The sequence below is a fragment of the Maribellus sediminis genome, assembly GCF_011799805.1.
Lineage (GTDB): Bacteria > Bacteroidota > Bacteroidia > Bacteroidales > Prolixibacteraceae > Draconibacterium > Draconibacterium sediminis_A.
On sequence record NZ_WXUB01000002.1, the window covers coordinates 730520 to 745420 of the forward strand.

The window sequence follows — 14901 nt, forward strand, 5'->3', positions numbered from 1 at the left end:
TTTTAACTGCAGGATTTAGTGCTTTATTTTGACGTGGTTGCCCGCATATCCAACCCGTTTCACTTATTTAATACGTGTACGAAACAAAGGCCACTTTCCTTGAATCGGGGCTCCACGAAGGAACGTTAATCGTTCCCTGTCCACCGTACAAAAAGGCAACAACTTTAATATCGCCACCATCAACTGGCATTAAACGAAGCATTACACGTTCGTTATGTGGATGCGAAGCCGCCGGCACTTCAGGAGGATAAGAAATCATGATCAGCCACTTTCTGTCAGGCGAAGGATGTGCAAACCAGTTCTGGTAATTATCGAAAGTTACCTGTTCCTGCTCCGAACCATCGGGTTTCATACGCCAGATCTGCATCATTCCGGTTCGGGTTGAATTGAAATAAATGTGTTTGCCATCCGGCGAATATTCAGGTCCGTCGTCAAGTCCTTCGGCGGTTGTCAGGCGAATTTCCTCCCCTCCATCAGCCGGAATTTTATACACATCGTAATTTCCGTTGCGCTCGGCACAGTAGGATAGCCATTTTCCGTCGGGCGACCAGCCATGCCAGTACGAAGGACCTTTTTCGGTAATTCGCTTCGGCGTTCCACCTTCAATCGGAACGGTAAAAACGATCGAATAATTGCCTCCGTTTTCTTCCACATGATTGCTTATCGCCAGTGTTTTTCCGTCGAAAGAAATTCCGTGATCGTTATTATTCGATTGCGCAAAACCGGTATTGATTTCCTCCGGTTTCATTACTTCTGCATCAAATTTATAAAGTTTACCGCCCGAGTTATAAATCAGGAATTTCCCGTCGCGCGACCAGTTGGGAGCCTCAATATGATCCCTGGTTTCGTAGATCAGCTTACGGAAACCTGTTGCCACTTCCAGTATTTCGAGCCGGCTTGGCGATGGCTCCTCATAACCATTCACACCTTCTGCAGCCGGAACTTCAATCCGAACATTGCTGAATTTTGCGGCTTCAAAAACACTTGCATCGTGTGAGCAAATAAACATCCCGATCGACACTTCTTCACCAAGATTAAAAGCTTTCTCGGCCACTTTTACCAGCGGTTGCCGGTCTTTTGAAATGCGAGCGATGTAGGTATTTTCTTTTCTTTCGAGTTGAATAAATTGGGGTGCGTTTACATTCGATTTGAATTCATCGGTATTCTCGCCTTTCTGCCCGCGAAACTGCATTCCGGTTAATCCATCGCCGTGAACACAAACATCAACGTAAGCCGAGTTGGCATCGGAATCCGATCGGGCCATTAAACCCAGCTTCCGGTGCGGATTCACACCTTCGCCCACAAATTCAACATTGGCCGAAAAAATAAAATCGCCCTTTATCTTTTTGAAAACAAACCAAAACTGGTCGCTGTCGAACCACATGTTCTCGCCGGCTCCTTTTAGCGTAAATACTTGTAACTCGCTGTGATAAATGGTATTACCCTGCAAGGTTGGATTCCCGATGGCAATGGAGGAAAAATCAGTATTCAAGTTTTGAGCTTTTAGGGATGAAAATGAAAAGATCGAAATGATCAAAAAGAAAACTACCTGGTTTAGTCGTTTCATTACGTTGGATTTACATAGAATCACGTAAAATTAACGAAGTCTTCAAGATTTTAGCAATTTTCTGTTTGTTTTTAACAAATTCGGCAGCTTCACGGCCCATCTCTTCAAAATCGGTAGAAATTACGCTTATACCACCACCAACGATTTGTTTCATCGGGGTATCGTTATACGAAAGTACGCCAACGTCTTCACCCAATTTAAGGTTCTTTGAACGGCAGGTTTTGATAACCGTTACCAGGTCGGAATCCCTCACCACAAAATAAACAGTGTTAGATGCAATTTCACCGGATTTTATTTGACTGATCCGTTTGAATTCGAGGGAATGTTTGGCGCAAAAACCTTGCACTGCAAGAAGTATCGCGGAAGGATGTGGAGTGCTGTTCTCATCATAAACCAGCACCATGCCTGAATATTTTTTAAGCCGGTCGCTTCCCTCTTCCAGGCAATTTACCAGCGACTGGTCAAAATCCTGAAGCAGGTAGTTCATTTTGCCGTCTTCGGGAGTTCCCATATCAAGAATGAGCAGCTTGTTCGGATCGATCTTCTGAAGCACCGGATGAATGGCAGTTTCATCGATATTCATTACCACATACATGCTGTAGCGCCCCAGGCTGTTCTCGATCAGCTGCGTAAATAATTCTTCGTTGTAGTGGTGAAACAAAAGATCGACAGAATAGGAATCGGGCAGATTCTGACGAAACGATTGGTACAACTGTTCCTTAAAAGCACTAAAATCATCGAGCAACATCATCACCTTAAACGAATCGCCGGCTACGAAATAGCCTTTTGTAGGCGCCGATTCAATCAGGTTTCGTTGTTTTAAAATGGTATAAGCCTTAAAAACCGTATCGCGCGAAAAACCACTCTCGCTGCTCAGCTGATTCACCGATGGCAGCATGTCGCCGTTTTTGAGTGTGCCGTTTGCTATGGATTCCGAAATGGAATGCACCAACTGCTGAAGCTTTGTTTGTCCCGCAGTGTCATCAATGATAATTCGCTTTTCAGTCATCTTAAATATAAAAAGGGTGTCACCCAAATACTGAATGACACCCCTGATTTTTATCCGTAAATAGGTCCAAAATTAGCACAAGCGCGGTAATCCGAACCTTCTTTGTCTTCTCCAAAAGCATTCCATGCACTTGGTCTGAAAATCTGGTCATCTTCAACATTGTGCATACAAACCGGAATGCGCAAAATAGAAGCCAGCGTAATCAGGTCGGCACCGATGTGTCCGTAACTGATTGCACCATGATTTGCTCCCCAGTTCGCCATCACCGAATACACGTCTTTAAAAGCACCTTTTCCTGTTAATTTCGGCACAAACCAGGTTGTTGGCCAGGTTGGATTGGTACGCTCGTCCAGAATTTTGTGCACTTCATCTTCGATATCAACCGTAAAACCTTCGGCTATTTGCAATACAGGCCCCTGCCCTTTTACCAGATTTACACGACTCATTGTTACCGGCATTTGTCCACTGGTTTTAAATTGGCTGGAGAAACCTCCGCCACGAAAATAACCAATATCGGCCGGGCAAAAACGGGTATTTTTCAAACAGGCATCAACATCCTCATTAGTAATGTCCCAGTAAGGTTTCATAACTGAATTACCATCAGCATCTTTTTGTTGGCCGGTGGCATCCATTGTGGTCGATCCGGAATTGATCAGATGTATAATTCCGTCTTTTGCTAAGCCGGTCAGTTCTTTACCGGTAACGCGCTTAACTGCATCCGGGCTCCAATACGTGCGAACATCAGAGAAAATCTGAGCGGTATTGGTCAGCAAGTGGCCAAACAACATTGGCACTGCATTTAAACTGTCGTTTTCAGTAGCAAATACAAAAGCTTCACGAATTCCGTTCCAGTCGAACGAAGTGTTTAAAATAGTTTCAGAATAGTCTCCGTTCGGGTAATAATCAGTCCACTGGCGCTGTCCCTGGAAACCGCCTGCTATGGCATTGTGACCGTTCGCTTCTTCACCAAATCCGGCTTCCCTGAGTTTTGGGTTACCGATCATCAGGTCGCGCATGATCAGTGTCATTTTAACTACCGTCTCCCATTCCCAATCTTTTCGTGCGCGGTCCGATTGAACTTCAGGAGCATTATAATCATCTCCTTCAACAATGTTCTCTTTTGTCCAGGCTAATGCTTTTTCGAATTCTTCTTTATCGTAAATTTCCTGATCCAAACGACGTTTTACTTCGGTCATGTCAACAAACTCGGTACGCATTCCGAGGTAATCCTGGAAGAAATCGGGATTTACCATCGATCCGGCGATACCCATTGAAGTGTATCCAAGCGAGAGGTACGATTTACCTTTCATTTGAGCCACTGCCAATGCCGATTTTACAAAACGCAGAATTTTCTCCGAAACATCTTCCGGAATGGTTTCGTCGTTCGAATCCTGCACATCGCGGCCATAAATACCGAAAGTCGGGAACCCCTTTTGAGTGTAGCCTGCCAGCGCAGCCGCCAGGTAAACCGCTCCGGGACGCTCGGTTCCGTTAAATCCCCAAACTGCTTTTGGGATCATTGGTGTAGCATCCATAACTTCGGTACCGTAGCACCAGCAAGGTGTAACAGTTAAGGAAACGCCAACGCCTTCGGCGGCAAATTTATCGGCACAGAGTGCAGCTTCAGCTACTCCGCCAATGGTTGTATCGGCTATCACGCATTCTACTTTTTCTCCTCCCGGGAAACGCAGATTTTCCTCGATCAAACGAGCAGCATTCTTTGCCATATTCATGGTTTGAATCTCCAGTGATTCACGAACTCCTCTCTCACGCCCGTCGATTACCGGGCGAATTCCTACCTTAGGTAGTCTTCCAATTAATCTATTAGCCATCGTTAATAATATTTGTGTTGTTTTGAATATTTACCACTCAAACAGCCGCTATATACTGTGCTGTCCTGTACTGTGCTGCAATTTAAAAACTTTACTAAAAGTAAAAAACAGTTTTTACAGCATGTTTTCAATAAAAACAATTTCAATAACCTACATATCAACTTATTAACACCTGCGAACATTACAGACTTTAGACGATTTTTAAATTACCCTACTGAAAACATCAAAAACATAATTATCGAATTGTTGTTTCAGCATTGAATTTATAACTCAAAAAATGAAAAGTCTTCCCCGTAATGTATGGATATTAACCATATCCCAGGCGCTGTTGTTATCGGTAAGTTCGTTGGTGGTTTTTGTTGGCGGCTTGGTTGGTACTAACCTTGCACCTGTCGAAAATCTGGCTACGCTGCCTGTAGCAAGTATAGTGGTTGGTACAGCGGCAACGATCCCTCCCGTTACTTTACTGATGAATACGATAGGAAGAAGAAGATCATTTTTTGTGATCGGGATATTTTCAATACTGGTTGCTTTTCTGGCTGCTTATGCAATAACAATTTCCAGTTTCTATCTTTTCTGTTTAAGCACTTTTTTGCTTGGAACTACTTATTCGTGTGTTATGCAATTCCGGTTTGCGGCAATGGAAAGTGTGAGCGAAGACTTAATTCCGAAAGCCGCTTCCATGGTTTTGATCGGCGGAATTGCAGCAGCTTTTTTAGGGCCTGAAATTGCTGTTTTCGGAAAGGACCTGACGGAAGTTGAATTTGCAGGTTCGTTTATGATGCTTGCCGGATTGTTTGTACTGGGACTGATATTTCTTCTGGCTTTTAAAAACCCGGTTTTTCAGGAAGCCGATATCAAGAGCCCGCAACGCCCTCTAAAGGAAATTGTAAAACAACGCACATTTTGGGTGGCTTTGTTAAGTGCAACTATCGGATACGCAGTTATGAGTTTTATTATGACAGCTACTCCTGTTAGCATGCATGTGATGGACGGACATTCGCTGGGGCATACCAAATGGGTCATTCAGAGTCATATAATTGCCATGTTCCTGCCTTCGTTAATCGCTGCCTGGGTAATTAAAAAACTGGGGATTGGTAAAATGATGTTGGCCGGACTGATAGCGTATTTAATTTGTATTGCCATTGCATTTGTCGGTAATCAGTTAGGCAATTACTGGGTTTCGCTCGTGCTACTGGGTGTTGGTTGGAACTTTCTCTTCATTGGAGCAACCACCTTGTTACCTCAGTCGTACCATCCCAGCGAACGTTTCAAAGTACAGGCATTGAACGACTTTGTGATATTTGGCGTTCAGGCGGTGGCTTCGCTTTCGGCAGGTTGGTTTATTTTTGCCGTTGGCTGGCAAAATCTGCTGCTGCTGACCATTCCGTTTATCGTTTTCCAGTTTATTGTGGTAGGAAAATGGAATGCTGATAAAGCGTGATTTCTTACTCGGGTATTAGCAATGTTCAGAACACTTTGCAATGTGTTTAATTCCTTAAATCTTAGGGTAATTTAACTTAAATTATTTTTATGATGTATTGAAATTCCGTTAATTGCATCCAGAAAACAATCCAGTAAGCCAAAGTCATGCACCCAAAAAAAACTAAAACCCGGGGATTACTCGTCCTTTTGTTATTAATCCTATTTATCAGCAATTCCATTGCCCAGGTTTTATCGGGTAAAATTACCGATGAACAAAACCGGCCAATTCCGTATGCAACCATATATGTGAGTGAATCGCGTGAAGGTACTACTTCGAATGCCGATGGTAATTTTCAGTTTCAACTGGCAAAAGGTAACTATCACCTAACCGTTCGCTCGATGGGCTATTTGCAAAAGAGCATGACTGTTCAAGTCGACCGCGACAGTATTTTTCTGCCGGTCGTTTTGCAGGTGCAGGAATTCGAACTGGAAGAAGTTAAAATCTTTCCCGGAAAAGAAGACCCGGCCTATTTCATTATGCGAAAAGCCATTGCAAAAGCTCCTTTTTACCGCGAGAAAATAAAACATTATGTAGCCGATCTTTATATCAAGGCAAATTTTGAGTTTACCAACATTCCCAAAATCATAAAAAAACAGGAAGTTGAAGACGGCAAAAAGTTCAAGGACTATTTCAAGGAGAACGTGACGTATGTGATGGAGTCGCAGAACAAAATTACGTTTGATTACCCGAACCACTACGATCAGAAAGTGATCAGTAAACAAACTTCACTAACCGGAATTGATGAGCCACCGGTAATGGGTTTAATGACCACCAGCTATTACGAAGAACGCCCGGAACAAGTGATCTCTCCCCTTTCGACAATCGCATTGAAGCATTATAATTTCCGATACGAAGGATTTATAAAGGTTGGTGATTTCGACGTTTTCAAAATAGAAGTAACGCCAAAACGAAAAAGCGATGAACTGGTGGGCGGATACATTTATATCGTCGACAAATTGTGGTGTATTTACAATTTAGATTTCAGTTCAACCTTCGAGTTTGTTGATTACCGCATCAAACAGCAATTTGAGAATCTTGGCAATGAGAACTGGCTGCCGGTTTCGCACAACATTTCGGGAAAACTGGGATTGCTTGGCATGCGCGCCAATTTTTATTATGGCGCTTCGGTAAAATACGATTCGATTGTTGACAACTACACTTCGGGAATTATTCCGGAAATAGTTGAACAAACCAGTTCTGATTCGGCAGCAATAAAAGAAGACAGTGAAAAAACGAAGGAGCTTAAAAAGCAGGTTGAACAGATCGCCGAGAAAGAAGAGCTAAGCAATGCCGATGTAAAAAAATTAGCGCGACTGAACCGAAAAATCCTGAAAGAAGAATACATGGATTCAACACGTGTAATTTCCGATACTTATTCGAGCTATAATATCGACGATCAAAAGGATTCGCTGCGTGAAAATGTTTCCTGGGATACCATTCGGGCCATTCCCTTAACTCCTGCTGAAGTTGCGAGTTACCACATGGCCGATTCGTTACGATCTATGGAAACTCCAGAAACAGACACCCTACGAAGCGATGAAGAGAAACGCAAATCTAAATTCTCGAAAATTGTATTTGGCAGTTACGATTTGTACAAAGATTCACTAACCAGAGTGCGTTACAGCGGGCTGATCAATCTTGAAAACTTCGATTTTAATGCGGTTGATGGTTATAAATACAAGCAATCCTTCCAATTGCGTTACAATCCTGATTCGGCCAAATACATTTACCTCACTCCCGAAATTGGCTATGCCTTTAACCGAAAAGCAGTGTTTGGTAGTTTTAGTGCGCGCCTGGTAAATATCCTTGGCGACGGAAATCAGCTGGAAGTAAAAGCCGGGAAGATGAGCCACGACTTTAAAAGTGAATACGGAATCGATCCGGTATTGAATGCACTCAGTACCTGGTTTTTTGCTGAAAATTACATGAAGCTCTACGAAACAGAATTTGTTGGGTTTGGCATTTTTCAGCGCTTAAATAAACAATGGACGGTAGCATTGAGTAGCGGCTTTAAACACTTTTACCCGCTGGAAAATCATGCAACTTATTTGTTAAACGATAAGAAAGAATTTAAACCAAATTTGCCGGGAGGCATCGACGAAGATAATCCGGCATTGATGGAACAAAAAAGCTTTGCCTGGTCGCTGGGACTGAATCATTATAAACGCATCAGAAAACCCTGGTTGCAGGAATCGCCGTTTTTGTTTATCGACGATTATTACCGCGTTCAACTCAACTTTAAACAGGGTTTGAAAGGCGTATTTGCCTCGGTTTCCGATTACAGCCAGATTGATTTTACCTTTGAGCAGCAGGCAAACATTTCGCCTACTTCGGGTATCGTCTGGAAACTTAATGCGGGCTATTTCCTGAATGCCGATCAGTTGCATTTTTCGGAATACAAACATTTTCAGACTTCGGAAATTCCTGTGGCTTTTATACCTTTTACCAATACCTTGCAACTGTTGAATGATTATGAACCGGCTTCAAAAGAAGGCTACATCAACCTTTCGGGCGAATACCGCAGTGAGTATGTTTTGCTGCGTTACCTCTCGTTTGTTAACCGGAAAACCTGGAGCGAAAGCCTGCACCTGAATTACTTCAGCAGAAATCCCGGCTGGGAAAACTACTGGGAAGCCGGTTACAGCCTGAACAACGTATTCTTTGCAGGCAATGTGGGTTTCTTTGCCGGATTCCTTAGTGAAAAATTTGAAAGCTTTTCTGTAAAACTCTCGATTTCAATAAACGACTAGTTCCAAGCCATGTCAATCGGAAAAATATCAATTCGCTATTCCTAACTTGTTTCATTAGTTGTTCTATAACTCGCGCGAAAACTGAATAACTTCGGCATTCCTGCCTGACCTGCAGGCGGGTATGCCGGTGAAATTGAGTTCCTATAAATCCCGGACTTTAGTCCAAACCGTCACTATTTAGGGCTAAAGCCCACTTCAATCAAGTTCATGCTGTCCCTGACATAAATGTCAGGGTTAGTCATCAACGAATGTTTTTAAAATACCTTATTTATTATCTGGTTTGACTCAAGCCGGTTTTTGCCTCTTCATCATCCGGATTTAGCTCGAGCGCCTTTTTGTACCAGAAGCGCGCTACGTTCATATCCCCCGAATCCAGAGCTTTCTTAGCCGTAGCTTTATATTGGGTGATCCGTTCAGCCGATCTTCCCTGCAAGCGTTCCTGCACCAGTCGTTCGATTTCAGCCAGCTGTTCCCTAGGGTATTGTTCATCCGACTTTTGTCCGAGCGCCTGGTTGTACCAACCACGTGCCACTGCCAGTTCATTTTCGCGGAAACTGTTATCGGCCAAATCGATAAAGCGCTGGTATTCGCGGTCACGCTGACTCAGCATCATGCCATTCAAAATGCGGTTGATCTCGTCGATTCGTTGCTGCGGATATGCTTCTTCCGGTTTCAGATCGAGCGCTTTGAAATACCAGGCTCTTGATACATTGTATTGCTTATCATCGAAGAAAGCATCTGCTTTAATGATCAACTGGTCGTAAAGTGCATTAATTCCTGATTCTTCAAGGATTTTCTGTTCATCAAGTTCTTCTTGCATGGCCGCAATATTTGCCCGGCGTTGTTCCAGATTCCGCGCAGCGGCTGCCTCAGCCTGTGCCTGAGCTTCCTTCTGTGCTCGGATATCTTCGATTCGCTGAATCTGCGTGCGCGGATATTCTTCGTTTGGTTTTACGCCCAGCGCCAGTTCATACTGCAACCTTGCATCGTCGTAACTCTGCGTGCGGAAATGGCCGTCGGCCACTACGATTATGTTGCGGTATTTTTCATCGATAGCGCGTTGTTCAAGAATGCTGTCGATTTCTGAAATCTTTGTTTTCGGATACTGTTCATCCGGTTTCAATCCGGAAGCCTCCACGTAATTCTCTTTCGCCGGATTAAAATTATTGCTCCTGAAATAGCGATCAGCATTGGTGATCAGAGCAGCATATTTTCTGTCCAGTTCTTCCTGAGCAGCTTTGGCTGCAGCCAGTTCGCTCAGCAAACGGTCAATTTCACTGATCTGCTGCTGCGGGTAAGTTTCTTCCGGTTTGACAGACTGCGCTGTTCGATATTCGTTTTTAGATTTTTCGTAATCTTTAGCCTCAAACAGATTATCTGCCCGTGCAATCGCATCAGCGTAGTTCTTGTCCTTCTCAGCCTGAATGGCAGCTAAGCGCGCTGCTTCTGCAGCCGCAGCTTCCTGTGCCAGACGCTCTCGAGCTGTAACGATAGAATCGATTTTAGCCAGCTGTTCATCAGGATAAGTTTCATCGGCCTTGGCTTGTTTAGCTTCGTTGTAGGCTACTATTGCAGCATCCCAGCCTTCCTGACGGAATTCACGATCACCTTTGGCTACTGCTTCTGCATAAGCAGCCTGTGCAGCAGAAAGCTGAGCCAGCAAGTTTCCGATTTCGTCAATGCGCTGTTGCGGATAAGCTTCTTCAGGTTTTATATCCAGTGCTGTTCGATACTCGTTGCGTGAGTTTTCGTAGTTCTTTTCGTTGAACAGATTATCGGCCCGAGCAATCGCATCGGCGTAATTCTTATCTTTTTCAGCTTGGATGGCTGCCAATCGGGCCGCTTCAGCTGCAGCTGCTTCCTGTGCCAGACGTTCACGTGTACTTACAATCGAATCGATTTTTGCCAGCTGTTCATCCGGGTAAGTTTCATCGGCTTTAGCTTGTTTCGCTTCGTTGTAGGCTACGATTGCAGCATCCCAGCTTTCCTGACGGAATTCACGGTCGCCTTTGGCTACAGCTTCTTCGTAAGCAGCCTGTGCAGCAGAAAGCTGAGCCAGCAAGTTTCCGATTTCGTCTATACGCTGTTGCGGATAAGCTTCTTCAGGTTTTATATCCAGTGCTGTTCGGTACTCGTTGCGTGAGTTTTCGTAATTCTTTTCGTTAAACAGGTTATCAGCACGTGCAATCGCATCGGCGTAATTCTTGTCTTTTTCAGCCTGGATTGCAGCCAATCGTGCAGCTTCAGCAGCAGCAGCTTCCTGTGCCAGACGCTCACGAGCTGTAACAATAGAATCGATTTTAGCCAGCTGTTCATCCGGGTAAATTTCGTCGGCTTTAGCTTGCTTCGCTTCGTTGTAGGCTACTTTTGCAGCATCCCAGCCTTCCTGACGGAATTCTCGGTCGCCTTTGGCAACTGCTTCTGCATAAGCAGCCTGTGCAGCTGAAAGCTGAGCCAGTAAGTTTCCGATTTCGTCAATGCGCTGTTGCGGATAAGCTTCTTCAGGTTTTATATCCAGTGCTGTTCGGTACTCGTTGCGTGAGTTTTCGTAGTTCTTTTCGTTGAACAGATTGTCTGCCCGTGCAATCGCATCGGCGTAGTTCTTATCTTTTTCAGCCTGAATGGCTGCCAATCGTGCTGCTTCTGCAGCGGCGGCTTCCTGCGCCAGACGTTCTCTTGCAGTTACAATCGAATCGATTTTAGCAAGTTGTTCATCCGGATAAGTTTCTTCTGCTTTGGCTTGTTTAGCTTCGTTGTAGGCTGCGATCGCTTCGTCCCAGCCTTCACGTCGGAATTCACGGTCGCCTTTGGCAACAGCTTCTTCATAAGCGGCCTGTGCAGCAGAAAGCTGAGCCAGCAGATTTCCGATTTCGTCTATACGCTGCTGCGGATAAGCTTCTTCAGGTTTTATATCCAATGCTGAACGGTATTCGTTGCGTGAATTTTCGTAGTTCTTTTCGTTAAACAGGTTATCAGCACGTGCAATCGCATCGGTGTAATTCTTGTCTTTTTCAGCCTGAATCGCAGCCAATCGTGCCGCTTCAGCTGCGGCTGCTTCCTGTGCCAGACGTTCGCGGGTTGTTACAATCGAATCGATTTTTGCCAGCTGTTCATCAGGGTATATTTCGTCGGCTTTAGCTTGCTTGGCTTCGTTGTAAGCTACTTTTGCAGCATCCCAGCCTTCCTGACGGAATTCACGGTCGCCTTTGGCAACAGCTTCTTCGTATGCCGCCTGTGCAGCAGAAAGTTGAGCCAGCAAGTTTCCGATTTCGTCGATACGCTGTTGCGGATAAGCTTCTTCAGGTTTTATATCCAAAGCAGCACGGTATTCGTTGCGTGAATTTTCGTAATTCTTATCATTGAATAAATTATCGGCCCGAGTAATCGCATCGGCGTAATTCTTATCTTTTTCAGCCTGAATGGCTACTAAACGGGCAGCTTCGGCAGCTGCTGCTTCCTGCGCCAGACGTTCGCGGGTTGTTACAATCGAATCGATTTTTGCCAGTTGTTCATCCGGGTAAGTTTCATCGGCCTTGGCTTGTTTGGCTTCGTTGTAGGCTACGATTGCAGCATCCCAACCTTCCTGACGGAATTCACGGTCGCCTTTTGCTACAGCTTCTTCATAAGCGGCCTGCGCAGCAGAAAGTTGAGCCAGCAAGTTTCCGATTTCGTCAATACGTTGCTGCGGATAAGCTTCTTCAGGTTTTATATCCAGTGCTGTTCGATACTCGTTACGTGAGTTTTCGTAATTCTTTTCGTTAAACAGGTTATCGGCCCGAGCAATCGCATCGGCGTAGTTCTTGTCTTTTTCAGCCTGGATGGCAGCTAAACGTGCCGCTTCAGCTGCGGCTGCTTCCTGTGCCAGTCGTTCTCTTGTGGTTACAATCGAATCGATTTTTGCCAGCTGTTCATCCGGGTAAGTTTCTTCGGCCTTCGCTTGTTTGGCTTCGTTGTAGGCGGCAATAGCTACATCCCAATTCTCACTTCTAAACTCACGATCGCCTTTTGCAACGGCTTCTTCATATGCTTTTTGTGTGGCCGAAAGTTGAGCCAGCAGATTTCCGATTTCATCAATGCGTTGTTGCGGATAAGCTTCTTCAGGTTTTATATCCAGTGCTGAACGGTATTCGTTGCGTGAGTTTTCGTAGTTCTTTTCGTTGAACAGGTTATCAGCACGTGTAATCGCATCGGCGTAATTCTTGTCTTTTTCAGCCTGAATGGCCGCCAATCGTGCCGCTTCTGCAGCTGCTGCTTCCTGCGCCAGACGATTCTGTTCGGCAATCAAACCGTCAATCTTGCCGATCATCTCGGTTGGATAGCTTTCCTCCGGTTTTATACCACTGGCATCTGCAAAAGCAGTTTTGGCATCCACATATTTCTTGTCTTCAAACAAGCGGTCGGCTTTTGCAACCGCAGTTTGATAATCAGAATTGGTTTTGGCGATAGCGGCCAGAATATTTCCGATTTCAGTTACTTTTTCTTTTGGATAACTTTCTTTCGGTTTTATGCGAAGTGCATCGTTATAACGTGTTTTTGCGGTTTCGTAATCCTTGTTATCGAACAGTTTGTCGGCAGTTGCTAATACATCAGCATACTGAGCATCCAGTTCCTGACCGGCCATGATCTGGTTAATCTCCGAAATACGATCCGACACATGTTTGTTCTTCGAATCAAGTGCCAGTGCACGTTCATACAATGTTTTGGCATCGGTATATTTCTGCTGGTCAAATTGTTTATCTGCCTGCGAAATGTAATTATCCAGACTTTGTTGTGCATACAAAATCTGACGGATTTCTTCCACCCTTTTCTTCGTGCGTGGATCATCAGGGAATAAGGCCATCGCTTCTTCGTAATTGGATAGCGCTTCAGAATACTCTTCTTTTTTGTAAGCTTTGTCGGCTTCGGCAATCAATCGATCAAAAGTCATCTGATTCAGGATATCCTGCATCACTTTTTTGGTGTCATCAATGCGTCGAGTTGCAGCCGGATCATTGGGCCGGTAACTCAAGGCATTTTCGAATGCCGTAAGCGCGCGATCGTAGAATTGTTTTGTAAACTGACGTTCGCCTTCGCGCATGGCATCGTCGTAATTTTTTTGTTTTTCCTGGTCCTCGCGCTGATTGGCCAGCAAACCGTTTATTTCATTGATCTTGGTTTTCGGATACTCTGCATTTGGCTTAATTTCGAGGGCTTTCTGAAATTGCCCAAGCGCTTCGTTATACAAGAGTTCCTTTAGGGCCTTGTCGCCATTGGCAACCAGGTTTTGGTACTCCTCGTCCTGCATTTTCTGTTTTTGCAGATTTGCAATTTTTTCGAGTTGCCCGTGTACATATTCATCAAAAGGCTTGATGGAAAGTGCGCGGTCGTACGACTGTTTTGCCTCGGAATATTTGGTTTGTGAAAATTGAAGATCACCGGCTGCCACCAGTTTATTGAAACGTTCGAGCATGGCTTTATCCAGTTCTTCGGCAGCCATAATCAATCCGAGTAAATCATTTATTTCGGCAATCCGGTCTTTGGGAAACTGCTCATCGGGAAAAATCTTACTGGCCGCTTTAAAACCATCCAAAGCATCCAGAAATTGTTCATTGGCATATTCTTTACCCGCCACTTCCAGCAGGTCATTGTATTCTTTTCGTAATTCAGCCAGCTCGGCACGCGTGAGTTTCGACATGTAATCGGCACGCTTATCAACCGTTTGTCCCTGCAAAATAGCCTGTTCAATCAGTTTCTGAATTTGAGCATCGTTGTAATACAGCTCCGAAACAAAATTATCGACACTGGGGCTGTAAAAAATCTTCAAAACAGTATTTTCAGAAAAAGACTTATCGATACCCGGAATTTCCTTGAAGAGATTGATGTTTACCGGAAAAGGGGGGAAACGGGGATCGGTGGCAAGCACTTCCTTCGGAACCGCAGCTTCAATTACAATCTTTTGCTGAAAATTGCCTTCACACTGAAAAATCAATTCCCAGTCGTGGTTGTAATTGAGTTCAACCTTGTACCGACCGTCAGCATCAACACCATAATTATCAAGACGTTCGCCATCGCGATACATTTGAATGATGGCATTTTCAGGTGTGCCCTCTTCTACTGTAATTTTACCTTCAACCGCAAGTCCGTTACTGCGTTGTGCGAATGCAGGTTGGATTAAAAATAAGATTGATAAACCGACAAGTATCTTAATGTAAATAAGCTTCATATAAACCCTTTAAATAAAATCAAACGAAAATAGAAAGATTTAATTATCCTGCTAA

General features: G+C 44.3%; 6 protein-coding genes. 2 read left to right on the top strand and 4 right to left on the bottom strand.

Annotated features, from left to right (window positions below):
- Positions 1–67: 67 nt before the first annotated feature.
- Genes HFD85_RS09340 through HFD85_RS09350 form a run of 3 tightly spaced genes read right to left on the bottom strand, consistent with a single transcriptional unit; the run spans position 68 to position 4408 of the window.
- Positions 68–1567: a TolB family protein gene (locus HFD85_RS09340; RefSeq protein WP_167608142.1), complete on the bottom strand. Its 1500-nt coding sequence runs from the start codon at positions 1565–1567 to the stop codon at positions 68–70.
- 10 nt (positions 1568–1577) lie between these two features.
- Positions 1578–2576, bottom strand: coding sequence for a GntR family transcriptional regulator (locus HFD85_RS09345; protein WP_167608144.1), 999 nt, complete (start codon positions 2574–2576; stop codon positions 1578–1580).
- 50 nt (positions 2577–2626) lie between these two features.
- Positions 2627–4408, bottom strand: a complete 1782-nt coding sequence (locus HFD85_RS09350) for an L-fucose isomerase (RefSeq protein WP_206081928.1) — start codon at positions 4406–4408, stop codon at positions 2627–2629.
- Positions 4409–4685: 277 nt separating this feature from the next.
- On the opposite strand from HFD85_RS09350, the gene HFD85_RS09355 reads away from it, so the two are divergent.
- Both HFD85_RS09355 and HFD85_RS09360 read left to right on the top strand, forming a co-directional pair.
- Complete coding sequence (locus tag HFD85_RS09355; RefSeq protein WP_167608147.1) at positions 4686–5852, top strand: MFS transporter; 1167 nt, start codon at positions 4686–4688, stop codon at positions 5850–5852.
- 146 nt (positions 5853–5998) lie between these two features.
- On the top strand, positions 5999–8644 hold the full coding sequence (locus tag HFD85_RS09360) for a DUF5686 and carboxypeptidase regulatory-like domain-containing protein (protein ID WP_167608149.1): 2646 nt from the start codon (positions 5999–6001) through the stop codon (positions 8642–8644).
- Positions 8645–8915: 271 nt separating this feature from the next.
- Here the strand turns inward: HFD85_RS09360 and HFD85_RS09365 are convergent, their stop codons facing one another.
- Positions 8916–14846: a hypothetical protein gene (locus tag HFD85_RS09365; RefSeq protein ID WP_167608152.1), complete on the bottom strand. Its 5931-nt coding sequence runs from the start codon at positions 14844–14846 to the stop codon at positions 8916–8918.
- Positions 14847–14901: the final 55 nt, after the last annotated feature.